Annotated in this window: 26 protein-coding genes and 1 other RNA gene; 18 read left to right on the top strand and 9 right to left on the bottom strand. The window is 67.0% G+C overall.

Going from position 1 to position 20,816, the window contains the following annotated elements; genetic code table 11:
• Positions 1–2 precede the first annotated feature (2 nt).
• Positions 3–1,091: a serine hydrolase domain-containing protein gene (locus MZV50_RS09100; protein ID WP_252634087.1), complete on the bottom strand. Its 1,089-nt coding sequence runs from the start codon at positions 1,089–1,091 to the stop codon at positions 3–5.
• A 174-nt stretch (positions 1,092–1,265) separates the two neighbouring features.
• Between MZV50_RS09100 and MZV50_RS09095 the strand changes: the two genes are divergently transcribed.
• The 5 genes from MZV50_RS09095 to MZV50_RS09075 all read left to right on the top strand — a co-directional run bounded on the left by MZV50_RS09095 (position 1,266) and on the right by MZV50_RS09075 (position 5,525).
• The gene (locus MZV50_RS09095) at positions 1,266–1,313 is read left to right on the top strand and encodes a hypothetical protein (RefSeq protein WP_024265762.1); all 48 of its coding nucleotides are present in this window, start codon (positions 1,266–1,268) and stop codon (positions 1,311–1,313) included.
• Between the two features lie 110 nt (positions 1,314–1,423).
• On the top strand, positions 1,424–3,229 hold the full coding sequence (locus MZV50_RS09090; protein ID WP_252634085.1) for an acetolactate synthase 3 large subunit: 1,806 nt from the start codon (positions 1,424–1,426) through the stop codon (positions 3,227–3,229).
• 42 nt (positions 3,230–3,271) lie between these two features.
• On the top strand, positions 3,272–3,829 hold the full coding sequence (gene ilvN, locus MZV50_RS09085; RefSeq protein ID WP_252634083.1) for an acetolactate synthase small subunit: 558 nt from the start codon (positions 3,272–3,274) through the stop codon (positions 3,827–3,829).
• A gap of 3 nt (positions 3,830–3,832) precedes the next feature.
• A complete protein-coding gene (locus MZV50_RS09080; RefSeq protein WP_252634081.1) occupies positions 3,833–4,672 on the top strand; it encodes a hypothetical protein in 840 nt (279 codons plus the stop codon).
• 76 nt (positions 4,673–4,748) lie between these two features.
• Positions 4,749–5,525: a hypothetical protein gene (locus MZV50_RS09075; RefSeq protein ID WP_252634080.1), complete on the top strand. Its 777-nt coding sequence runs from the start codon at positions 4,749–4,751 to the stop codon at positions 5,523–5,525.
• Between the two features lie 3 nt (positions 5,526–5,528).
• Here the strand turns inward: MZV50_RS09075 and MZV50_RS09070 are convergent, their stop codons facing one another.
• A complete protein-coding gene (locus MZV50_RS09070) occupies positions 5,529–6,437 on the bottom strand; it encodes an AraC family transcriptional regulator (RefSeq protein WP_252634078.1) in 909 nt (302 codons plus the stop codon).
• Between the two features lie 186 nt (positions 6,438–6,623).
• On the opposite strand from MZV50_RS09070, the gene MZV50_RS09065 reads away from it, so the two are divergent.
• The 7 genes from MZV50_RS09065 (at position 6,624) to MZV50_RS09035 (ending at position 11,665) form a co-directional block, all read left to right on the top strand.
• Positions 6,624–6,806 (top strand): hypothetical protein, encoded by a 183-nt coding sequence (locus MZV50_RS09065; protein WP_252634077.1) that lies wholly within the window; start codon positions 6,624–6,626, stop codon positions 6,804–6,806.
• A complete protein-coding gene (locus MZV50_RS09060; RefSeq protein ID WP_252634075.1) occupies positions 6,803–7,084 on the top strand; it encodes an Atu4866 domain-containing protein in 282 nt (93 codons plus the stop codon). The genes MZV50_RS09065 and MZV50_RS09060 overlap by 4 nt, the downstream gene beginning before the upstream one ends.
• Positions 7,048–7,412, top strand: a transfer-messenger RNA (tmRNA) gene (ssrA, locus tag MZV50_RS09055). Before MZV50_RS09060 ends, ssrA begins: the two co-directional genes overlap by 37 nt.
• Before the next feature lie 276 nt (positions 7,413–7,688).
• On the top strand, positions 7,689–8,174 hold the full coding sequence (locus tag MZV50_RS09050; RefSeq protein ID WP_252634074.1) for an SspB family protein: 486 nt from the start codon (positions 7,689–7,691) through the stop codon (positions 8,172–8,174).
• On the top strand, positions 8,171–8,641 hold the full coding sequence (locus MZV50_RS09045; RefSeq protein ID WP_252634072.1) for a PaaI family thioesterase: 471 nt from the start codon (positions 8,171–8,173) through the stop codon (positions 8,639–8,641). The genes MZV50_RS09050 and MZV50_RS09045 overlap by 4 nt, the downstream gene beginning before the upstream one ends.
• Positions 8,642–8,649: 8 nt before the next feature.
• Positions 8,650–9,423 (top strand): C13 family peptidase, encoded by a 774-nt coding sequence (locus tag MZV50_RS09040; protein ID WP_252634070.1) that lies wholly within the window; start codon positions 8,650–8,652, stop codon positions 9,421–9,423.
• Positions 9,424–9,502: 79 nt separating this feature from the next.
• The gene (locus tag MZV50_RS09035) at positions 9,503–11,665 is read left to right on the top strand and encodes a serine hydrolase domain-containing protein (protein ID WP_252634068.1); all 2,163 of its coding nucleotides are present in this window, start codon (positions 9,503–9,505) and stop codon (positions 11,663–11,665) included.
• 15 nt (positions 11,666–11,680) lie between these two features.
• On the opposite strand, the gene MZV50_RS09030 is transcribed toward MZV50_RS09035, so the two are convergent.
• Genes MZV50_RS09030 through MZV50_RS09020 form a run of 3 tightly spaced genes read right to left on the bottom strand, consistent with a single transcriptional unit; the run spans position 11,681 to position 12,939 of the window.
• Positions 11,681–12,121, bottom strand: a complete 441-nt coding sequence (locus tag MZV50_RS09030; protein ID WP_252635214.1) for a RusA family crossover junction endodeoxyribonuclease — start codon at positions 12,119–12,121, stop codon at positions 11,681–11,683.
• The gene (locus MZV50_RS09025) at positions 12,079–12,618 is read right to left on the bottom strand and encodes a DUF1697 domain-containing protein (protein ID WP_252634066.1); all 540 of its coding nucleotides are present in this window, start codon (positions 12,616–12,618) and stop codon (positions 12,079–12,081) included. Before MZV50_RS09025 ends, MZV50_RS09030 begins: the two co-directional genes overlap by 43 nt.
• The gene (locus MZV50_RS09020) at positions 12,619–12,939 is read right to left on the bottom strand and encodes a YbjQ family protein (protein WP_252634064.1); all 321 of its coding nucleotides are present in this window, start codon (positions 12,937–12,939) and stop codon (positions 12,619–12,621) included. It lies immediately after the preceding gene.
• A 130-nt stretch (positions 12,940–13,069) separates the two neighbouring features.
• Between MZV50_RS09020 and fumC the strand changes: the two genes are divergently transcribed.
• The 4 genes from fumC (at position 13,070) to MZV50_RS09000 (ending at position 15,540) form a co-directional block, all read left to right on the top strand.
• Positions 13,070–14,461, top strand: a complete 1,392-nt coding sequence (fumC, locus tag MZV50_RS09015; protein WP_252634063.1) for a class II fumarate hydratase — start codon at positions 13,070–13,072, stop codon at positions 14,459–14,461.
• 6 nt (positions 14,462–14,467) lie between these two features.
• Complete coding sequence (locus tag MZV50_RS09010; RefSeq protein ID WP_252634062.1) at positions 14,468–14,923, top strand: GNAT family N-acetyltransferase; 456 nt, start codon at positions 14,468–14,470, stop codon at positions 14,921–14,923.
• A gap of 76 nt (positions 14,924–14,999) precedes the next feature.
• On the top strand, positions 15,000–15,230 hold the full coding sequence (locus tag MZV50_RS09005) for a type II toxin-antitoxin system CcdA family antitoxin (protein ID WP_252634061.1): 231 nt from the start codon (positions 15,000–15,002) through the stop codon (positions 15,228–15,230).
• A gap of 1 nt (position 15,231) precedes the next feature.
• The gene (locus MZV50_RS09000) at positions 15,232–15,540 is read left to right on the top strand and encodes a CcdB family protein (RefSeq protein WP_252634060.1); all 309 of its coding nucleotides are present in this window, start codon (positions 15,232–15,234) and stop codon (positions 15,538–15,540) included.
• Here MZV50_RS09000 and MZV50_RS08995 read toward each other — a convergent pair.
• Together MZV50_RS08995 and MZV50_RS08990 are read right to left on the bottom strand one after the other, a co-directional pair.
• A complete protein-coding gene (locus MZV50_RS08995; protein WP_252634059.1) occupies positions 15,537–15,932 on the bottom strand; it encodes a YccF domain-containing protein in 396 nt (131 codons plus the stop codon). The two genes, MZV50_RS09000 and MZV50_RS08995, sit on opposite strands and share 4 nt — an antisense overlap.
• 121 nt (positions 15,933–16,053) lie before the next feature.
• Entirely contained in the window at positions 16,054–17,079 is a 1,026-nt protein-coding gene (locus MZV50_RS08990) for a polyprenyl synthetase family protein (RefSeq protein WP_252635213.1), read from the bottom strand.
• Positions 17,080–17,177: 98 nt separating this feature from the next.
• Here MZV50_RS08990 and MZV50_RS08985 point away from each other — a divergent pair, with 98 nt between their 5' ends.
• The gene (locus MZV50_RS08985; RefSeq protein ID WP_252634058.1) at positions 17,178–17,921 is read left to right on the top strand and encodes a tRNA1(Val) (adenine(37)-N6)-methyltransferase; all 744 of its coding nucleotides are present in this window, start codon (positions 17,178–17,180) and stop codon (positions 17,919–17,921) included.
• Between the two features lie 620 nt (positions 17,922–18,541).
• Here the strand turns inward: MZV50_RS08985 and MZV50_RS08980 are convergent.
• Complete coding sequence (locus tag MZV50_RS08980; protein ID WP_252634057.1) at positions 18,542–19,057, bottom strand: hypothetical protein; 516 nt, start codon at positions 19,055–19,057, stop codon at positions 18,542–18,544.
• 300 nt (positions 19,058–19,357) lie between these two features.
• Here MZV50_RS08980 and MZV50_RS08975 point away from each other — a divergent pair, with 300 nt between their 5' ends.
• Complete coding sequence (locus MZV50_RS08975; protein ID WP_252631528.1) at positions 19,358–19,849, top strand: hypothetical protein; 492 nt, start codon at positions 19,358–19,360, stop codon at positions 19,847–19,849.
• A 151-nt stretch (positions 19,850–20,000) separates the two neighbouring features.
• Here the strand turns inward: MZV50_RS08975 and MZV50_RS08970 are convergent, their stop codons facing one another.
• Positions 20,001–20,675 carry a hypothetical protein gene (locus MZV50_RS08970; RefSeq protein WP_252634056.1) on the bottom strand — a complete coding sequence of 225 codons (675 nt, stop codon included), beginning with the start codon at positions 20,673–20,675 and terminating at the stop codon, positions 20,001–20,003.
• Positions 20,676–20,816: the final 141 nt, after the last annotated feature.

Below are 20,816 nucleotides of genomic sequence, written 5' to 3'. Positions count from 1 at the left end.
CCTCAGCCCGAGACCACCCACGGCGGGATGGTCGCGAACAGGGCGTAGGCCAGCGCGTCCATCGCCTTCTGGCTGATACTGGTATTGTTGAGCAGCACGACGGTGGTCTGGTCGTCGAACCTGTGGCCCAGCACCGAGCGATAGCCGGCCGCATTGCCGGTCTCCCAGGCGAAGGCGCGCGGCATGCCGTCGGTGAACAGCGTCTTTATCCGCCCGCCCAGGGCGTAATTCTGATCGGGCCAGTTGACGGTCAGCAACTCGCGCTCGCGCCCAGGCGGCAGGAAACCCTTGTCGAAGACCGCGTGCGCGGCCTTCAGCAGGTCACCCGCGGTGCTGACGAAGCCGCCGCTGGCGGCCATGAACGGGAAACGCTCCATCGGCTTGCGCGTCGGCGGTTCGATCGTCAGGTACGAGACGGCGATGTCCGGCGGGTCCGAGGGCCAGGTGCGCGACAGGCCCAGCGGCGTCAGCACCAGCTCGGCCATCGCCTGGGCGTAGGTCTTGCCGGTGACGGCCTCGATGATCGCGGTGACGATGATCCAGGTCGTCGTCTGGTAGTCGAATTTCGTCCCCGGCTCGAAGATCAGGTCGCCAGAGCACCACAGCTTCACGGCCTGCGCGGTCGTGAAGGTCTTCTTGAAGAGGTCGGGATCCGGATTGGCCTTGGTCCAGGGCGTGAAGCCATTGGGGACGCCGCTGATATTGCTCATCAGCTGGCGCAGAGTGACCTTGGCGCCGGTGTCGGGGCGATAGTCGGGCAGCCAGCGGAGGATGGGCGCATCCAGGTCCAGCTTGCCGGCCTCGGCTAGGCGCAGCAGGGCGATCGAGGTCAGCCACTTGGAGATCGAGGCGATCAGATACGGTGTGTCCAGGCTGGCCGGCCGCTGGGCCTCGATGTCGGCGAAGCCGACGGTGCGCGAGTAGACAGACTTGCCCGCCCGACCGATCAGCACCACGCCTTGGAAGGCGTGGGTCTTGAGAAAATCATCGACCGCTCGGTCCGCCGCGCTACCCGACAACACCTTGGCGGACGCCGTCCCGGCAACGGAAAGCGCGGCCGCGCCGGCCAGAAAATCGCGTCGTCCGAGCATCAAGCCACTCCTGCCTTGCGAGAGCGCGACCGTGACGGGGAAAACCTGCCCCTGTCACGTGAAAGTCCGGTAAGGTCACACCGCCCCGAAAAGGCACAACCTTGCGACAAACAGCGCCTTGACGCTCCGCCGGACGCATGCCATCACCCTTTCCGTAGCTTTGGAGCAAGACTCGTGCGCAAAACCATGATCGTACTTATGGAGCGGCCGTTCGCGGGGTGACCTAGAAGTCACGTCGTAGCTCGGTCGCGCGCGCAAAGGTCCTTCGGGACCTTTTTTCTTTTCCAGCTTCACCTTTCCCGCTTCCCGCCCTTTCCCATCGGATCCGTCCCATGACCGCCCACCAGACCATCGAGAGCAAGGCTCCCGCCGACACCGCAGATCGCGCCATGACCGGCGCCGAGATCGTGGTTCGCGGCCTCGTGGACCAGGGCGTCGAGGTCCTGTTCGGCTATCCGGGCGGCGCGGTCCTGCCGATCTATGACGCCCTGTTCCACGAGCCGCGCCTGCAGCACATCCTGGTTCGTCACGAGCAGGGCGCGACCCACGCCGCCGAGGGCTATGCCCGCAGCTCGGGCAAGCCGGGCGTCGTCCTGGTCACCTCAGGCCCCGGCGCGACCAACGCTATCACCGGCATCATGGACGCCCTGATGGACTCCATCCCGATGGTCGTCATCACCGGCCAGGTCCCCACCCACCTGATCGGCACCGACGCCTTCCAGGAAGCCGACACGGTCGGCATGACCCGCTCGTGCACCAAGCACAACTACCTGGTCAAAGACGTCCGCGACCTGCCCCAGATCATCCACGAGGCCTTCAAGATCGCCACCACCGGCCGTCCGGGTCCGGTGCTGATCGACATCCCCAAGGACGTCCAGTTCGCCAAGGGCGAATACTATGGCCCGACCGAGGTCGCCTCCAGCCACGCCTATGCGCCGAAGACCAAGGGCGACGCCAATCGCATCGCCGAGGCCGCCCGAATGATCGCCGGCGCCCGCCGCCCGATCTTCTACACCGGCGGCGGCGTCATCAACGCCGGCCCCAAGGCCAGCCAGGCGCTGCGCGAGTTCGCGGCCCTGACCGGCGCGCCGGTCACCTCGACCCTGATGGGCCTGGGCGCCTTCCCCGCGGCCGATCCGGCGTGGCTGGGCATGCTGGGCATGCACGGCACGTTCGAGGCCAACAACGCCATGCATGACTGCGACGTGATGATCTGCGTCGGGGCCCGCTTCGACGATCGCGTCACCGGCCGCCTGGACGCCTTCTCGCCGAGCAGCAAGAAGATCCACATCGATATCGACGCCTCGTCGATCAACAAGAACGTCCGCGTCGACCTGCCGATCGTCGGCGACGCCGGCTCGGTTCTGGAAGATTTGATCGCCGCCTGGAAGGCCGGCGGCCACCAGCCCAACAAGGCCGCCCTGAGCGACTGGTGGGCCCAGATCGACCAGTGGCGCGCCCGCCAGTGCCTGAACTACCGGCGCTCCGACACCGTCATCAAGCCGCAGTACGCCATCGAGCGCCTGTACGAGCTGACCAAGGACAAGGACGTCTACATCACCACGGAAGTCGGCCAGCACCAGATGTGGGCCGCGCAGTTCTTCCGCTTCGAGGAGCCGAACCGCTGGATGACCTCGGGCGGCCTGGGCACCATGGGCTACGGCCTGCCCGCCGCGTTGGGCGTGCAGCTGGCCCACCCCAAGAGCCTGGTCGTCGACATCGCCGGCGAAGCCTCGATCCAGATGTGCATCCAGGAGCTGTCGACCGCGATCCAGTTCGATTTGCCGGTCAAGATCTTCATCCTGAACAACGAGTGGATGGGCATGGTCCGCCAGTGGCAGCAGCTGCTGCACGGCGAGCGTTACAGCCACTCGTATTCGGACAGCCTGCCCGACTTCGTGAAGCTGGCCGAGGCCTACGGCGCCCACGGCATCCGTTGCGATGATCCAGCCGAGCTGGACGGCAAGATCCTGGAGATGATCAACAGCGACAAGCCGGTGATCTTCGACTGCCGCGTCGAGAAGCACGAGAACTGCCTGCCGATGATCCCGTCGGGCAAGGCTCACAACGAGATGATCATGGGCGAGGTCGAGGACATCGGTAATGTCATCGGCGAGGACGGCGCAGGGCTGGTCTAAGCCCTCTCGCCCTTCGGCATCCCTTTGGCATAGAAGCGATCCATGACCGCCAACGTCCAACCCGCTCCCGCCTCGGCCTACGACCTTAGCCCCACGGGTCAGGCCGAGCAGACCGCCACCTTCGCCCTGCTCGTCGACAACGAGCCGGGCGTCCTGCACCGCGTGGTCGGCCTGTTCGCCGCGCGCGGCTACAACATCGAGAGCCTCACGGTCGCCGAGACCGACCGCAAGGCCCACACCAGCCGCATCACCGTGGTGACGCGCGGCACCCGTCAGGTGCTGGACCAGATCGAAGCCCAGCTGAACAAGGTCGTGAACGTCCGCCGCGTGCATGACGTGACCCGCGACCCCAACGGCGTCGAGCGTGAACTGGCCCTGGTCAAGGTGCGTGGCTCGGGCGCCGATCGCGTCGAGGCCCTGCGCGTCGCCGACATCTTCCGCGCCAAGCCGGTCGACACCACGCTGGAGAGCTTCGTGTTCGAGATCTCGGGCGCGCCGTCCAAGATCGACAAGTTCCTGGACCTGATGCGCCCGCTGGGCCTGGTGGAACTTTCCCGCACGGGGGTCCTTTCCATCGAGCGGGGCGTCGAAGGGATGTAGCGCATGAGCGGCGGCTGGGCAGGACTGATCGCGGGGCTGACCCTCGCCGTCCAGCAGGCCCCGCCGCCCGCGCCGCTCCCCGACCCGGCGACCTGGTGGTCACCGGACGTTCCCCGCCCGCCGCCCGAGGTCGAGCCGCTGTACAATCGTCGCCTCGGCCGCGACGAGCGCCCCATTCCGATCGACAACGGCGTCGAGCCCCTGCTCTATCGGCTCTGGGGCTTGCAGCCGCTTCAGAGCCAGATCGTCAAGCGCGGCGAGGTCATCCTCGAGGTCTGGGCCCGCCCGGCGCGGGGCGTGCGCCAGGCCGTCATCCGCGTCACCCTGCGTCGCGACGGTCGGGCCTTCGTCCAGGCCCGGGCGGGCCTGGGCTGCTGCACCCCCGAGATCGGCCGCCGCGTCGACATCGACGCCGAACTCGCCGACGCCCAGATCGCGCCGCTGAGGACCGTGTCCGCCGATCCCGCCTGGAGCCAGCCGCGCGCGGTGATCGTCGACTATGGCGGCGGTGCGGTGTCCGCCCTGTGCGTCGACGGCGTCTCGTGGGACGTCACCCTGCTGGTCCCGGGACAGGCCCGCCATCTGCGCCGCGCCTGCGACGACGCCGAGGTCGGTTCGATCGCGCGGATCCTGGCGGCGGCGGTCGGGGCAGCGGTCGGCCGCGACCCGCGCTTCGACGCAGTGCTGCCCAGGGGTGCAGACTTCTCGCGTCAGCAGAGGGCCTATGAGGACCTGATAGCCGCGGGCGGCGTCCTGAAAGCCGGAGAATCGAACCGACCCCAGCCGCCGGCGGTTCCGGTGGGCCCGGACTCCGAACCCGAGCCACCGCCATCACTAGAATAGCAATGTGATACAACTCACAGCTTTATTCGGATAACGCCGTTATCGTCCCTCCATCATCGATCCTGGGAGGGACGCCATGACAACGCGTATCGCAGTCACCCATGCGTTGAAGACCACACTGATCGGCGCATCCGCGCTATGCGCTGTCGTCGCGCCGGTCGCATCCTGGGCGCAGTCCACGCCGACCATCATCCAGATCCCAGCGACGGGCGCGCCGCCGCCCCCCGCTGGCATGAAGGTGACCTGCATGGTTGGCCCCGACAGCCTGCAGTCCAGCCCCACCTGCCCCGTCATCCAGTATCAGGGCCTGTACACCTGGGCCTTCAGCTTCATCGACAACCGGGTGTCCTACGGGATCGTCACGTACGACGGCCAGGCCAACCTCATCAAGAACACCACGCGCGACGGCGCGCGCTACGTCTACAAGATGACCGTCGATCCGGCGTCGCAGACCGTCGGCGTCTGGGGCCAGGCCAACGCCAAGGTCGACGTCGCCTGGAGCAGCCTGCCGACCGCCGCGCCGCAAGTGGCGCAGGTTCCGGCCAACGCGCCACCGCCCATTCCCGGCGGCCTGAAGGTCACGTGCCTGAAGGGGCCGAACACGCTGGAGTCCAGTCCGACCTGCCCGGTGGTGCAGTACAAGGGCCACACGACCTGGGCCTTCAGCTTCATCGACAACCGCGTCGCTTACGGTCTCGTCACCTACGGTCCCAACAATCAGGTGCTGGCCAACAACACCCAGAACGGCGCGCGCTACGTCTACAGGGTCACCGTGGACTCCAGCGCCCAGACCGTCACCTTCTGGGGGCAGGGCGACGACAAGGTCACCGTGCCCTGGTCGGCCCTGCCCTGACCATTAAGCCCCCGCCATCTGCTCCGGCTGTTCGCGCAGGCGCGCCACGTCTCGAAGCGGCGGCGCGCCGAACAGCCGGGCGTATTCGCGGCTGAACTGCGAGGCGCTGTCATAGCCGACCGTATGGCCGGCCGTGGCGGCGTCCAGCCGCTGGACCAGGATCAGCCGCCGCGCTTCCTGCAGGCGGATCTGCTTCTGGTACTGCAGCGGCGACAGCGAGGTCACCGCCTTGAAGTGCTGATGCAGGGCCGAGGCGCTCATCCGCGCTTCCTCGGCCACGACGTCGATGCTGAACGGCTGGTCGAAGTTGCGCTTGATCCAGCCGATGGCCCGATTGACCTGGCGCAGCCGGCCGTCGCGGCGGGCGATCTGGGCCAGGCGCGGCCCTTGCGGGCCGGTCAGCAGGCGATAGAGGATCTCGCGCTCGATCAACGGCGCCAGGACGGGCGCGTCCTCGGGCGTGTCCATCAACCGCAGCATCCGACAGGCGGCGTCGAACAGCTCCGGCGTCATCGCGCCCGCCGACATGCCGCCGACCAGCGGCGCGGCCGCGTCCAGCCGAGTGGCCAGGCCGCACTCCATCATCATCTCGCTGATCAGGTTGGCGTCCAGTACGATGCGGAAGGCCAGATACGGCTTCTCCATCGAGGCCTCGATCACCTGGCCGGCCACCGGAACGTCGATCGACGACAGGAAGAAGTTGAGGTCGTCGTATTCATGGATGGCCTCGCCCACCAGCACGCGCTTGCGACCTTGGGCCAGGACGCAGAAGGACGGGTCGTGCACGGCGTGCATGGGCTCGGTCGGCGCGTGCACGCGGTACAGATTGACCCTGGGGCAGCAGGTCTCGACCGGACCTTCATCCGGCGCGAATCGTTCAATCAGGGCAGCCAACGCCTCGCGCGTGCTCATGAAATTTCCCTTCCTGGAGCGAGGCTATTTGTAAGCCTTGCACGATCCTCCGTCACGCGACGCCGTTCGCTTCTGGATTTTCGTGCAATCATGTCGGAGCATCGGTCTACCGGCTGGACGAGTTGATGCCCCATAGTGGCCTCGTTCCGCTCCCCGACGCGGCAACTCCCAAAATCAGAGCTCGTGATGAGACGCTACACGCCCCGACGCGGCGTGACGGCTCCGCGTTGGTTCGTCGCCGCCCTGCTGGGCGGGACGGCCGCGCTGACCGCCGCGACCGCCACGCTCCCTTCCGCCTCGCCCGCCCCGGGCGCCCAGACCCAAGCCTTCCAGACCCAAGCCTTCCAGATAGGGAGCATCACCCGATGATGATGTCCGCCATCGTTCCCCACATCCCCGTCGCCGGCGTCTGGACCTCGCCCGACGGCCACATCTCGCTGGAACTGCGCGCCGACGGCCGCTTCATCGAGACCCGCGACGACTTCGCCGACGTCTTCACCGGCGTCTACGTGCTGGTCGGCGAAACCCTGAAGCTGTTCGAGGATCACGGCGCGGTCGTGAGCGGCACTTTGTCCGACGGCCGCCTCAGCCTGGGGACAGTCCAGCGTTCGGCCTTCCATACCGAGGTCGAAGCCCCTATATTGTGACTGTCCGGCTTCGGCCGAACTATGGGAATAAACGCGCACGTAATAAGCGGACTGGACCCGGGTGCGATTCCCGGCGGCTCCACCAATCTCTCCCAAGTTATCATGGGACTGCATGGGGCCGATCAGCATCGACAGACGTGTAAAGGTGTCTGCTTTTCCTCGGCTTGATCCACCGTTTCGGGTCATTTTTCTAAATGCGAACGATAACTTCGCTGAAGAGTTCGCCGTCGCCGCGTAATGCGGTGCAGGTGAATTCGCCTCTTAAGTCCTAGGGGTTCAGATCCCTAGGCGGGGCCCGGAGGGAGCCTGCCAACAGAATCCCTCCACTTTCCACCACGTCGCCGAGGCTCCCTCCTCTCTTTCGAGAAGGCTTGAGGGAGCCTGCCAACAGAATCCCTCCACTTTCCACCACGTCGCCGAGGCTCCCTCCTCTCTTTTGAGAAGGCTTGGGGGAGCCTGCCAACAGAATCCCTCCACGTTCCTCACAGCGCTGTGAATGACATCGATTGCGACCAGTGGGATTCCGCAGTCACCCGCTTTGCGCGAAGCCTCCGACGCGCTACGTTCGCGGCTTCGTTTCCAGTTCGAAGTACCGACCCCGCGCATGTCCCAGACTCAACCGCCCGAAGACCTCATGCAATACGAGGCCATGGCCCAGGACGCCCTGCGCGGCGTGGTCAAGGCGGCCCTGAAGAAGGCCGCCGCTCCGGGCGGCCTGCCCGAGCCGCACCACCTGTACATCACCTTCAAGACCAAGGCGGCGGGCGTCTCGGGCCCGCAGGACCTGCTGGGCAAGTATCCGGACGAGATGACCATCGTCCTGCAGCACCAGTACTGGGACCTGGCGCCCGGTGACGCCTTCTTCTCGGTCACGCTGAAGTTCGGCGGCCAGCCCAAGCGCCTGTCGGTGCCTTACGCGGCCCTGACTCGCTTCTACGATCCGTCGGTCCAGTTCGCCCTGCAGTTCGCCCCGCCCGAGATCGTCGAGGACGAGCCGGAACCGGAAGCCGAACCCGAGGACAAGACCCCCGCCCCGGCGGGCGACGACGGTCCCAAGATCGTCTCCCTGGACCAGTTCCGGAAGAAATGAGCGACATCGCCTCGGACGCTCCTCAAACCCTGAGCGACGAGGCGATCCTCGCGCGCTTTCGCGCATCCAAGAACCAACCGACCGGATCCCGAACCCTGGGCTTCGAACTGCTGGCCGTGCGCCAGGCCGACCGCGAGGTCGAGGTCGGTTTCACCGCGCGCGCCGAGCTGCTCTGCAACCCGATGGGGCAAATCCAGGGCGGATACGTCTGCGCCATGCTGGACGAGTGCATGTCGGTGGCCGGCATGATCACCTCGGGCATGACCCACGTCGTCCCCACCCTGGAGATGAAGACCAGCTTCCTGCGCCCGGCCATGCCCGGCGCGCTGCGTGGCGTTGGCCGTGTCGTGAAATGGGGCCGCACGGTCTGCTTCATGGAAGGCGAACTCCACGACGCCGAGGGGCGGTTGCTGGCCAAGTCGACGGGCACGGCGATCCCGACTCCCTTTTCCAGTTTCAAGAAGTAGGAACGGTCATGCGCGGAGCGGCTGTGGTCATCGGACTTCTGGCTCTGCTCTTCGCCCCGCCGCAGGCCGCGCGCGCGGCCGGACCATTCTCGAACTGGACCGCCGTGGTGGTGGCCGGCGACTTCCACGCCCATTCCGCCGGCACGACCGAGGCGTTCGACAACGCCCGCCGCGACGTCTCCAGGGCGCTGGTCGAGCTGGGCTTCGACAAGTCCGCGATCCAGCAGTTCTCGGTGCGCCCCGAACGCTATCCCGCCGATTCGCCTGGCCGGGCGGACGCCCGCGCCATCCATGACGCCCTGCGGGTCCGAGCCCAGAAGGCCAAGGCCGGCTGCCTGTTCTACATCAGCTCGCACGGCAGTCCCGAAGGCGCGGTTCTCGGCGAGACCATGCTTCGCCCCCAACTGCTGGCCGCGATGCTGAACGACGCCTGCCCCGGGCGCCCCAGCGTGGTGGTGATCTCCGCCTGCTTTTCGGGCGTGTTCATCCCGCCGCTGCAGAAAGGCGACCGCCTGATCCTGACCGCCGCTCGCGCCGATCGCGCCTCGTTCGGCTGCGGCGAGGACGACAAGTACCCGTATTTCGACGACTGTTTCCTCTCCACCCTTCCCGGCGCCCACGACTTCGCGACCCTCGGGGCGGGCGTCCAGGCCTGCGTGGCGCGCAAGGAAAAGGAGACGGGGGCCGAGCCAGCGTCCGAGCCGCAGGTGTGGATAGGCGCCGCTCTGCGGCCGATATTGCCCCTCTACGCCTTCAATCGCGGCAAGTCTGGCGCCCCTTGACCGGTGATCGGGTTTGACCCTGGCCGCCAGCGCGTTACACAAAACCCTGGAAGTTTTCCGCTTCACCCAGGGGACATCGTTGACGTTGCGCGTTTCGTCCGCAGCCGCCTTCGCGGCGGCCTTCATCGCACTTTGCTCCTGGGGGGGATCCGAGGCGCGGGCGCAGGACGCTTCGCCGCCGCCCGCCGCGCCCGCCGAACCGGTCCTGAACACCGCGCCGCGCCCTTATAACAGCTTGCGTCCGCGCCGCGTGGGGCCGGCGGCTCGTTCCGCCGCGGCGACGCCCGCCTCGCTCGTGCCGCCCGCGCCGACCGCGACGCCGACGCCGGCCGCCGTCACACCCACGCAGACGCCCACGCCCGTCCTGGCGGCCGCCGCGCCCCTGCCTGGCCCGCAACTGGAAGCCTTCGTCGACGGCGTCGTGCGCCGCGCGATGAGTCGCGACCACATCGCCGGCGTCACCCTGTCGGTGGTCCAGAACGGCCAGGTCGTGCTGAAGAAGGGCTACGGCTTCGCCAACCTCGACCAGCGTCGCCCCGTCGATCCCGACAAGACCCTGTTCCGGGTCGCCTCGATCTCCAAGACGTTCACCTGGATCGCCCTGATGAACGAGATCGAGGCTGGTCGCATGCGCCTGGACGGTCCGGTCAACCTCTACCTGCCCGAGCCGCTTCAGTTGAAGGACCAGGGCAAGAAGACACCGGTTCGGCTGAAGGACCTGATGACCCACACGGCCGGGTTCGAGGACCGCGCGCTGGGCCAGCTGTTCGAGCGCGATCCGAATCGCGTGCGTCCGCTCAACGACTATCTGCGCCAGGAACGCCCGCGCCGGGTGCGCGAGCCGGGCCTGCTGCCCAGCTATTCCAACTATGGCGCGGCCCTGGCCGGCGCGGCGGTCGCCAACGTGGTCGGCAAGCCCTACGAGGAGCTGATCAGCCAGGAGATCATCCTGCCCGCTGGCATGACCCACACGACCTTCCGCGAGGCCCGGCCGTGGAACGACCGCCTGCCCGCGCCGATGAACGAGGCCCTGGCGGCCGAGCTGTCGGACGGCTTCTCGTGGACGCCGATGGGCTGGAAGACCCGCCCGCGAGAGTTCATGGGCCAGATCGCGCCCGCCGCCTCGGCTTCCAGCACCGCCGGCGACATGGCTCGCTACATGACCCTGTTGCTGAATGGCGGAACCCTCAACGGCCGGACCATCTTCTCGCCGAAGACGGCCCTGGCCTTCCGCACGCCGATGTATCGCCCCGCGCCCGAGGCGGCCGGCTGGAACGCCGGCTTCATGGACATCGCCCTGCCCGGCGGTCGACGCGGCTTCGGCCATGGCGGCGCCACCCTCTATTTCCACTCGAACCTGGTGATCGTTCCGGAGCTTGGCCTGGGCATCTTCGTCTCGGCCAACACCGATAGCGGCGCGAACCTGCCCGCCACCCTACCCTCGACGATCATCGAGCACTTCTACGCCGACGCCCCCGCCGTGCCGCCCGCCAGCGCGCTGACCTACGATCAGGCCCGCGCCTACGAAGGTGACTATCTGACCACCCGCCGGGCCTATGGCGGACTGGAGGGCTTCACTAACCGCATCATCGGCCGCGCGACGGTGCGGGCGACGCCAGACGGCCGCCTCAGCATCATCGAGGGCGGCGTCGGCTCCCTGTTCAACGGCACGGACCACCCGGGCGTGTTCAAGGCCATCGACGGCCCGCTGACCCTGGTCTTCGATCCCAATGGCGACCGCCCCTCGCGCTTCTACGCCGCGCGCGGTTGGTCCACCTACGAGCGGATCGGCTTCTTCCGCTCGGCCAATCTGCTGATCTGGACGGCGGTGATCGCCGGCCTGGCCAGCGCCGCCACGGTCCTGGGCGCGATGGTCCGCAACCGCCGCGAGGCGCGCCAGACCCCGGTCCAGGCCCGCGCCAGCCAGATGCAGACCATGCAGTCGGTGCTCTGGCTGATCTCGGCCGCCTGCATGGGCGTGTTCGCCGCCAAGGCCAGCGACCAGACCAACGTCTTCTTCGGCTGGCCCAGCGGCTGGCTGCTCAGCGGCTCGGCCTGCGCCCTGGTCGCGGCGGTGCTCAGCATCCTGACCCTGGGCGCCCTGCCGATGGTCTGGCGCGGCGGACGGCGGGTCGACAGCTGGAGCGGCTGGCGCAAGGTGGCCTTCACCTTCACCGCCCTGCTGTTCGTGTTCCTGGCGGTCCTGCTGGGCCTTTGGGGCTACCTGCTGCCCTGGAGCTGACGAGCCAGGATCGCCTCAGCCCTCGAGCGTCCGGCGCATGAGGTTCGTGTCCAGCTTCCGCACCTGGATGACGATCCGCTCGCGCTCGCCCGGCCGTCGCTCGACCAGCAGCCGGGCGACCTGAGCGTCGTCGTGGAAGGCATAGCCCTTGATGGCGTCCAGCAGCGCCTTGGCCAGGTTATCCAGGTCCATCCACGGCGGTTCGCCGACATATTCCATGCCGATCTCGACGCTGAACTCGCCCCAGGCCGGCCGCGCGCCGCGCCAGGACTTGCGGAAGAACTCGTAGATCAGCGGCTTGTAGTACTTGCCCTGGGTGGTCAGGCCGTCGACCACCAGGGTCAGCGCGCCGTCGGCCTCGCGAGCCCGGACCTTGCCGTGATGGGTCCAGTCGGCGCCGTCCAGCGACAAGGTCATGCGCCCAGCATCTCGGCGAGCTTCAGCACGGTGTTCCAGTTCCGCGTCGTGCCGACCGGATTGCGCTTGGTCTTCTTCCAATCCCGGTCGAGCAGCGAGTCGGCGATGCTGATCGGGAAATCGACATAGAGTTCGCGCGCCGCCACGACGAAGCGCTCCGGACCGGTGTTCGCCGTCCGCAGGATTTCCTCATCGCCGCCGGGCAGCGGGACCTTCAGGAAATTGACGATCACGTGGCTGGGATGGTCCCGCGCCTCGGCCTCGAACGGATTACCGTCGATGATCCGCCTCAGGTCTTCCGATGCGCGGACCATGAACTCGGTTCGCAAGCCCATGCGGGCCTCCAGGGCGTCTTCCAGCCGGCGCTCCAGATCCTCACCGCCCGCGTGATCGCCCCACAGCAGCAGGTTGCCGCTCGCCAGATACGTCTTGGCTTCCTTGAAGCCGATATCCTGGGCGACGCCCAGCAGATCCTCCTTCAACACCTTGCGCTTGCCGGTGTTGATCGAGCGCGGAAAGGCGACGAACGCCGCCACCTAGAGGGCCTCGACCTTCACGGCCGTACCGTAGGCCAGGACCTCGGTGATCCCATCCATGATCTCGTTGGCGTCGTAGCGCATGGCCAGGATGGCGTTGGCGCCGACCTCGCGGGCATGGGCGACCAGCAGGTCGTAGGCCTCCTGCCGCGCTGTCTCGGCCAGCTTGGTGTAGATCGTGATGTTGCCGCCGAAGATCGACTGCACCGCGCCGCCGATATTGCCGATGACGCTGCGCGAGCGGACGGTGACGCCCCTCACCAGCCCCAGGTGCTCGACAATGCGATAGCCGATCAGGTCGTTGGTCGTCGTGACGATCATGGGCGTCTCCTGGGTCGCTTTCGATATAGCCAACGCCGTTGCGCCGCACCATGCCATTGCGCTTGGAGCCGTTGCGAAGCCGGTCCCCAAGGTCTAGACCGCGCTCGACCGTTTTTCCGGAGACCGCCGCATGACCGCCACGCGCACCGAGACCGACACCTTCGGCCCCATCGAAGTCGCCGCCGACCGCTACTGGGGCGCCCAAGCCCAGCGCAGCCTGGGCAACTTCAAGATCGGCTGGGAGAAGCAGCCCCTGCCGGTCGTCCGGGCCCTGGGCATCGTCAAGCGCGCGGCCGCCGAGACCAACTTCAAGCTGGGCAAGCTGGACGCCGGTCTGAAGGACGTCATCGTCCAGGCCGCCAACGAAGTGATCGAAGGCAAGCTGAACGACCACTTCCCGCTGGTCGTCTGGCAGACGGGCTCGGGCACCCAGTCGAACATGAACGCCAACGAGGTGATCTCGAACCGCGCGATCGAGATCCTGGGCGGGGTGATGGGCAGCAAGAAGCCTGTCCACCCGAACGACCACGTCAATATGAGCCAGTCGTCGAACGACACCTATCCGACGGCCATGCACGTGGCCTGCGCCGAGCAGATCGTCCATGACCTGCTGCCGGCCCTGAAGCATCTGCACGCCGCCCTGGAGGCCAAGACCAAGGCCTGGGCAGACATCATCAAGATCGGCCGCACCCACACCCAGGACGCCACCCCGCTGACCCTGGGCCAGGAGTTCGGCGGCTATACCCAGCAGGTCGCCAACGGCATCGAGCGCATCGAGAGCACCCTGCCCAAGCTGATGCAGTTGGCCCAGGGCGGCACCGCCGTCGGCACCGGCCTGAACGCCCCGATCGGCTTCGCCGAGGGCGTGGCCGAGGCCATCGCTTCGATCACCGGCCTCGCGTTCACGACCGCCCCGAACAAGTTCGAGGCCCTGGCCGCCCACGACGCCATGGTGTTCTCGCACGGCGCCATCAACACGGTCGCCGCCAGCCTGTTCAAGATCGCCAACGACATCCGCTTCCTGGGTTCGGGCCCCCGCGCCGGCCTCGGCGAACTGTCCCTGCCGGAGAACGAGCCGGGCTCGTCGATCATGCCAGGCAAGGTCAACCCGACCCAGTGCGAGGCCCTCACCCAGGTCTGCGTCCAGGTGTTCGGCAACCACGCCGCCCTGACCTTCGCCGGCAGCCAGGGCCATTTCGAGCTGAACGTCTTCAACCCGGTGATGGCCTACAACTTCCTGCAGTCGGTCCGCCTGCTGGCCGACGCGGCGGTCAGCTTCACCGACAACTGCGTCGTCGGCATCGAGCCGCGCATCGACAACATCAAGAAGGGCGTCGAGAACAGCCTGATGCTGGTCACGGCCCTGAACGGCCGCTTGGGCTACGACATCTGCGCCAAGATCGCCAAGACGGCCCACAAGAACGGCACCACGCTGCGCGAAGAAGCCGTCGGCGGCGGCTACCTGACGAACGAGGAGTTCGACCAGTACGTCCGTCCGGAAAAGATGGTCTCGCCGGGCTGATCCGACTTGCTCCAGCTCGTCCGCATCTTCGACGAGCTGCCGGACGGCTTCGACGACTTGGTCGCCGAGGCCTCCGGCGAAGGCGTGCGCAACATGGCCCTGCTGGCCGACGGCTGGGCCAAGGGCGCACGCTTCCAGGACGACGGCGAGGCCCTCCTCGCCGCGTATCTGGTTGGAGAGCTCGCGGGGGTCGGCGGCATGACCGTCGAACCCGCGTCCTCCGAACCCGCGCGCCGTCTGCGCCGCTTCTACGTCCGCCCCGCCATGCGCCGGAGGGGCGTGGCGACCGCCCTCGCCTCGGCCCTGATCCACGAGGGCTTCGATAGCGTGCGGCTGCTCACGGTCAACGCCGGGGCCTCGGAAGCCTCTGGGCCGTTCTGGGAAGCGCAGGGGTTTGTGGCGGATACGAGCGGGCCCTGGACGCACGTGATGCGACGCGCCGCACTCCATATCAATTCATAGTTGATTTCCCGCCGCCACTCGCCAAACTGGCCGCTCCGCTGTGAGCCAGGAGCACGTCGTGCTAGCCTCTCGCCCCATGAACGCGCCGCACATCGATCCGGAACTGCTGGCCCAGGCCGAGCGGCTCGGGATCTCGGTCGCCGGCATGAGCGAAACTCAGCTTCGCCTGCATCTTCAGAAGGTCGATCCGGCCGGAGCCGAAGAACGCGCCCGCCGCTGGGCCGAGGACAACGCTGAGGCGATCGCGGACCACAATGCGCGGATTGCTCGGCGCGGACTGATCTCGGACCATTTCAGAAAGTGGTAACTTGAGACAGTTCGACGCCTATGCGAACGCGTCTCCAGAGACACGCTCGATCGCGCCGTTCCTCGTTGTTCTCTCTTCGCACCATCTTCTCGACCTTTCGGAGGTCGTTGTCGCGCCAGCGGTTAACGACGCCGAACGCGCGGTGGGCGACCTGGAAGTCCGCGTCGAGATCGCGGGCGAACCGCTTACCTTGGTTGTCAGCGAACTTTTCAGCGTCTCGGCCACGATTCTACGCCGTCGCGCCGGCAGCTTGGCCCAGCAAGAAGACGCCATCCGGCGCGCGCTGGACCGCCTGTTCACCGGCTTCTAGCGCCGGACCACGTCCCGGCCGATCGGGGCCAGGGCGATGTAGGCCAGTTGCAGGTCCTTGATCGCGAATGGGATGCCGATGATCGAGATGGCTTCCGCGACCGCGACGATCACGTGGCCCAGGGCCAGCCACCAGCCGGCCAGAATGAACCAGATCACGTTCAGCACGGTCCCCAGCGGTCCCGTGCCGATGTCGGAACGGCCCAGGATCTCGCGATGAACGATCTCCTTGCCGAAGGGCCAGAAGGCGAAGCCGGCGATGCGAAAGGCCGCGCCGGCATAGGGCAGGCCCACGATGGTGATGGCCAGCAGCACGCCGGCCAGCAGCCAGCCCAGGCCGGTGACCAGGCCGCCGCAGATGAACCACAGAACGTTCAGAATGAAACGGATCACGTCGTCGCCCTCTCGAAGGCCTTAAAAGGCCAGCGCCCCGTACGTGGTTCCGTCCGGCCCCGCTGTGAAGATCGCCAGGCCCGGATTACGCCGAATTCACCGCAGGCCGCGCGTCACCCGCTCAGGTCCTGCGGCTGACGGCGAAGTCGGCCAGGTCTTCCAGAGCCCCGCGCCAGTCGTTGGCCGGGAAGATCGCCAGCGCCGCCTTGGCCTTGTCGGCATAGTCGGCGGCCAGGTCCAGGGTGGCGTCCAGGGCGCCCGTGCCGACGATCAGCTCGCGGGCCCGACGGAAATCGGCCTCGGTCTGCTCGCGGCGGCCGATGGCGCGTTCCCAGAATTCGGCCTCGCGGGGACCGGAGCGGGCGATGGCCAGCAGCAGCGGCAGGGTCGCCTTGCCTTCGCGGAAGTCGTCGCCGGCGTTCTTGCCCAGGGCCTCGGTCGTGCCGCCGTAGTCCAGGGCGTCGTCGACCAGCTGGAAGGCCAGGCCCAGGTTCAGGCCGTAGGCCTTCAGCGCCTGCGCCTTGGCCGCGTCGACCCCGGCCGAGACCGCGCCAGCCTCGGAGGCGGCGGCGAACAGCTCGGCGGTCTTGGCCTGGATGATCTCCAGATAGACGGCCTGCGACAGGTTCAGGTCGTGGCTGCGCATCAGCTGCAGCACCTCGCCCTCGGCGATGACACGGCTGGCGCGGGCCAGGATCTCCAGCGCCTTCATCGAGTTGGTCTCGACCATCAGCTCGAAGGCCCGGGCGAACAGGAAGTCGCCGACCAGCACGCTCTGGGCCGCGCCCCAGATCAGGTGCGCGGCGACCTTGCCGCGACGCAGCTGGCTGCCGTCCACCACGTCGTCGTGCAGCAGGGTGGCGGTGTGGATGAACTCGACGGCCGCGGCCAGCTTCAGGCAGTGGTCGTTCTCCGAGCCGGCCCCATCCGAAGCCGCCAGGCGGGCGGCGGCCACGGTCAGCAGCGGCCGCAGGCGCTTGCCGCCGGCGGCGATCAGGTGCTCGGCCAGGGCCGGGATGATCGGCACGTCGCTCTGCATGCGATCGGTGATCAGGGCGTTGACGCCCTTCATGTCGGCCTCGGCGAGGCGCACGAGACGATCCACCGAGCCCGACGTCCGGGGGAGGGTCGCTGTCGCTGCGTCCAAAACCATCGTCTCCTAGCGGCGTTCCCCGCACGAACCGTTGCGAGGGACAATGGTGGCGGGATAGGTCAGGGTCAAGGAGAGCACAAGGCCTGAAAGCGTTGGACGATCAGCAGGTGACGGAGGACCGGGTTCTGGGCGGCCGGGTGCGGCTGCGCCAGAAGCCCGACGGATACAGGGCCGGCATGGACGCGGCGCTGCTGGCGGCCGCTTGCGACGCCCTGCCCGGCCAGCGCGTCCTCGAACCCGGATGCGGTGTGGGCGGCGCCCTGCTGGCGGCGGCGACTCGCCGGCCCGGCGCGATCTTCCAGGGCGTGGAGCGTGATTCCGTCGCCGCCGCCCTCGCCGCCGACAATGCGGCGCTGAACGGTCTGGCCGAGCGAGTCGCCGTCGTCCAGGGCGATGTCGAGGCCGGCTTCCGCGCCCTGGACCTGCCTTGCTTCGACGCGGTGATGGCCAATCCCCCGTTCTTCGACGACCCGGCGACCCTGCGCGCCCCCGCCCCGGCCAAGAGCGGCGCCTGGATGGCCGATGGCGGCCTGACGGCCTGGACGGGCTTCTGCCTGAAGGCGGTGCGCGAGGGCGGGACGATCACCCTGATCCACCGCGCCGACCGCCTGGCCGATATCCTCCAACTGCTGTCGCCCAAGGCCGGCTCGTTCCGCATCCGCCCGGTCGCGCCGTTCGCCGACGCCCCGGCCAAGCGGGTGATCGTCCGGGCGATCAAGACCGGCAAGGCCCCGCTGGTCCTGCTGCCGCCCTTGGTCCTGCACGACCGCGAGGGCGGCAAACATTCGGCCGAGGCCGAAGCGATCCTGCGGGGCGAAGCGGCGCTGGCGTGGTGAGGTCACGGCTTTCCCGCTTCACGCGGGCAGCCGCTGAAGGTGTGGGGAGGCGACGGAGCGGCCGGGCGAACCCGGAGACCGTGAGTGTTTGTTTGCGTTTCGGCTCGGACGTCCGCTCCGCCAGGCTGTTCTTGCCCGTGAGGATGGGGGGGCGTGAGCGTTTTGAGCTCGGGACCCCATAGCCCCCGGACGGGCGCGGACCGAACCGAACGGCTTTTCCGTATCGGTCCCGACGATCCACGATAGGCGGCTTTGGATCGATCACCGCCCTGTCGCTCCGCGCTCGCCTCTCTGCGGTCCTTCCCGGGATCCCGGATCTATCCAACGAACAGACCCCGGTCCGGACCGCTTCGAGACCACGCGGCCCCGCTCAGCCTGTCCCCGCCGCCGCTTTGGGCCGGATCCAAGCGCCCTCCCCTTGCGACGGGGACAGCGATCAGTATGGGGGCGGTTTTGAACGCGGATCATTCAGAGGCGTCTAAAATCGATAAGCGATTGATTTCGCTGACTGCGATCTCGCGAACACGGATCATTCAGCACGCTCAATCCCCGTGCTCGCCCAAAACACCCGGCGAAAGCCGGGGTCCAGATCGAACCCAAGGACGCCGGCAGTATCCCAGTTAGCGGTTTGGCTTTGAGGAACGATCGCCGACGCAACTGCGCCAAAAGTCCGATACCGCGCGGCGCTCGCCATTGTCAGCAGCCCCGAGGCTCCGCCTGACGCCGCCCATCGTGCTCTCTAGCTGGCCTGTCTGAGCGAATGCGGCGGCCAGGGGTGAAGCGGGATCAATATCCGCGTTGAGCACTGGAAGATCCGCTTGGACCGGCGGGATAAGATCAAATGTCTGCCGGGCTTTGCCGCTGTGCAGTTCCAGTCTTTCCGGCCAGGTCTCTTCCTCCTCCGAAACGAAGACAACGATCTGAGCACGGCCTGACCCGGCATGGCAGGTGAAGCCGAGAGAGACCACGTCAGTGTTGTCGAGCCCATAGATGAGTTTGGCCGGCCACGCTTCGCTTGCTGCTGCAAAGCCCCATGTCTCACGCGGCCCCGCATCATGCCGAGCGGGAACGGCGCAAGCGGCCAGGAGCAAGGCGGCGATCATCGACGTTGGCTTGAACGAGAAAAGCTGGCGCATAGGGCATCATAGATTGGCCATAACCCATGGCTAGCGGCTCAAACGACGGCTTTCGACCCTTCACGGCAGTTCGGTATGTCCGCTAAACGGCTTCCCGGAAGTCTACTTCACTCCACAGGCTGGAATCGCCTCGTCAACCGCTATCGCCGCGGCCATCGTCACGAGGCGGGAAAAGACCGCGTCAAGGCTTTGAGGCCTTCCTGGCCTTAAGGCGGTAGCAGAAAGGTCGCTGTGGCCGATCACAAGCTGGTATATGCGGCATGCCGCAGGGTCGGGCCACGCAGGCCGGTGGAGGGACTGATGGGCCGCGACAACTACGGGTCGGGAAGACCCAGAAGCATCGGTGCCACAGTCCGTGACGTAATACTTATGGTGCCCGTCGTCTGTATTGGCGGACTTGCCGTATACACGACGATTCAGCGGCTCGAGCGCACAACGAAAGCAGCGCGTTGGCAACCAGCGGCGGACGTTGAGATTGTCACCGTGCAAGGCCACTTTGACGGCTCGTTTAACCCGTCGGCTCGAAGGCCAATAAGATTCACTACCACTGACGGCAAAACGATCGCACTGGACTGTTACGCCAGTAGGGGCATCTACAGCGTGTCCAACCTGAATACCTGCCTGCCCATGCTGAACGCTGGGTTGCTGCCGCAAGACGCTATATACACGGTAAAATACTATATCAATATCTATGATAAAGGTGATAGCTTCGAGAGTGTCATTCTGAGGGTCAATGATAATCGAGAAGTATTGTTTGAGCAGTCTATTTCGGATTCGGCATTGCCGCGCTAAGACGCATGATCATCCCCGTTCAACTCAATAATGCCGCGCAGGCGTCCTCGTCCGCTCCACGCCCAATGGATGCTTGATCATCCGAGCCAAGGTCCGGTTAGCGGCGTGCTGCCGACTTCGGTTCACCACCCAAGCCGGACCTTACCCGTCGCTACTCTCTCGGGCACAGGCCCTTGGGCGTCCAAGCCGAAGTGAGGGTGGTGGGCGGGCTGCCTTCGGCGTGGAGGATCAAGGCGAACCCCTGTCGGGGCTCGTGGCCGATCGCCATCAGCAGCATGGGCGGGCCGCGTCGGACCATGAGCGAATGCCCCGCGCCTCGGGCGACCTGAACGTCATCAGGCGTTTCCAGGCAGCTCCCGCCGCTGATGGCGTAGAACGCCTCGGGGCCGGAATGCACATGAACCGGCGCGGTCATGCCAGGCGCGAAGGTCGACTTCAGATACTCGGCGCTGAAGTCGCCCTGCGTGGCTTCGATCGGCAGCGGCCCGACGTCGGCCAGGTGATCGCCCCTGACGATCTGCCCGCCCTTGGCGCCCACATCGAACAGCCAGACCTTCCCGAAGGCCTGTACGATCGCGCCGTGCGGCGGCTTCGCCCGTTCGGCCGTCTGGACGTCGGTGAAGGCATAGATGTTCCAGTAGAGCGGCGTTGGGGGCAGCGCGCCGAGCGCCTGGTGCGCGACGAGGCAGGCCGGACCCGGCGTCTCCCCGGCCTGTCCCGAACACGTCCGCGAGGTCGCCTGCGCGTGAGCCGCCATCGGCGTGAGCGCGAACAAGGCATACAGGCCAAGACTGACGACCAACGGCTTCGATGACATCCAGATCATGGCGCGCCCTGTCGATGAAGCCCTTCGCGAGCATGCTCCATCGACGTTCGAGTATCCACCCCGCGCCGCCATCGATGTCCGTCCAGAGCGCCTCGCGCGGTCGATTGGACCAGGTTCAGCCGTTGCTCCCCGACGACGCGC

The sequence above is a fragment of the Caulobacter segnis genome (assembly GCF_023935105.1).
Classification (GTDB): Bacteria; Pseudomonadota; Alphaproteobacteria; order Caulobacterales; family Caulobacteraceae; genus Caulobacter; species Caulobacter segnis_B.
This window is presented reverse-complemented; position numbering and strand designations above follow the sequence as displayed.

Excerpts from the sequence above, each read along its gene's own strand:
- MZV50_RS09100 (WP_252634087.1), bottom strand. The coding sequence starts at position 1,091 with ATGCTCGGACGACGCGATTTTCTGGCCGGCGCGGCCGCGCTTTCCGTT.
- MZV50_RS09040 (WP_252634070.1), top strand. The coding sequence starts at position 8,650 with ATGCGCGGAGCGGCTGTGGTCATCGGACTTCTGGCTCTGCTCTTCGCC.
- MZV50_RS09080 (WP_252634081.1), top strand. The coding sequence starts at position 3,833 with ATGAGCGGCGGCTGGGCAGGACTGATCGCGGGGCTGACCCTCGCCGTC.
- fumC (WP_252634063.1), top strand. The coding sequence starts at position 13,070 with ATGACCGCCACGCGCACCGAGACCGACACCTTCGGCCCCATCGAAGTC.
- MZV50_RS09065 (WP_252634077.1), top strand. The coding sequence starts at position 6,624 with ATGAGACGCTACACGCCCCGACGCGGCGTGACGGCTCCGCGTTGGTTC.
- MZV50_RS09070 (WP_252634078.1), bottom strand. The coding sequence starts at position 6,437 with ATGAGCACGCGCGAGGCGTTGGCTGCCCTGATTGAACGATTCGCGCCG.
- MZV50_RS09050 (WP_252634074.1), top strand. The coding sequence starts at position 7,689 with ATGTCCCAGACTCAACCGCCCGAAGACCTCATGCAATACGAGGCCATG.
- MZV50_RS09005 (WP_252634061.1), top strand. The coding sequence starts at position 15,000 with ATGAACGCGCCGCACATCGATCCGGAACTGCTGGCCCAGGCCGAGCGG.
- MZV50_RS09090 (WP_252634085.1), top strand. The coding sequence starts at position 1,424 with ATGACCGCCCACCAGACCATCGAGAGCAAGGCTCCCGCCGACACCGCA.
- MZV50_RS08975 (WP_252631528.1), top strand. The coding sequence starts at position 19,358 with ATGGGCCGCGACAACTACGGGTCGGGAAGACCCAGAAGCATCGGTGCC.
- MZV50_RS09020 (WP_252634064.1), bottom strand. The coding sequence starts at position 12,939 with ATGATCGTCACGACGACCAACGACCTGATCGGCTATCGCATTGTCGAG.
- MZV50_RS09045 (WP_252634072.1), top strand. The coding sequence starts at position 8,171 with ATGAGCGACATCGCCTCGGACGCTCCTCAAACCCTGAGCGACGAGGCG.
- ilvN (WP_252634083.1), top strand. The coding sequence starts at position 3,272 with ATGACCGCCAACGTCCAACCCGCTCCCGCCTCGGCCTACGACCTTAGC.
- MZV50_RS08970 (WP_252634056.1), bottom strand. The coding sequence starts at position 20,675 with ATGATCTGGATGTCATCGAAGCCGTTGGTCGTCAGTCTTGGCCTGTAT.
- MZV50_RS09060 (WP_252634075.1), top strand. The coding sequence starts at position 6,803 with ATGATGATGTCCGCCATCGTTCCCCACATCCCCGTCGCCGGCGTCTGG.
- MZV50_RS08980 (WP_252634057.1), bottom strand. The coding sequence starts at position 19,057 with ATGCGCCAGCTTTTCTCGTTCAAGCCAACGTCGATGATCGCCGCCTTG.
- MZV50_RS09075 (WP_252634080.1), top strand. The coding sequence starts at position 4,749 with ATGACAACGCGTATCGCAGTCACCCATGCGTTGAAGACCACACTGATC.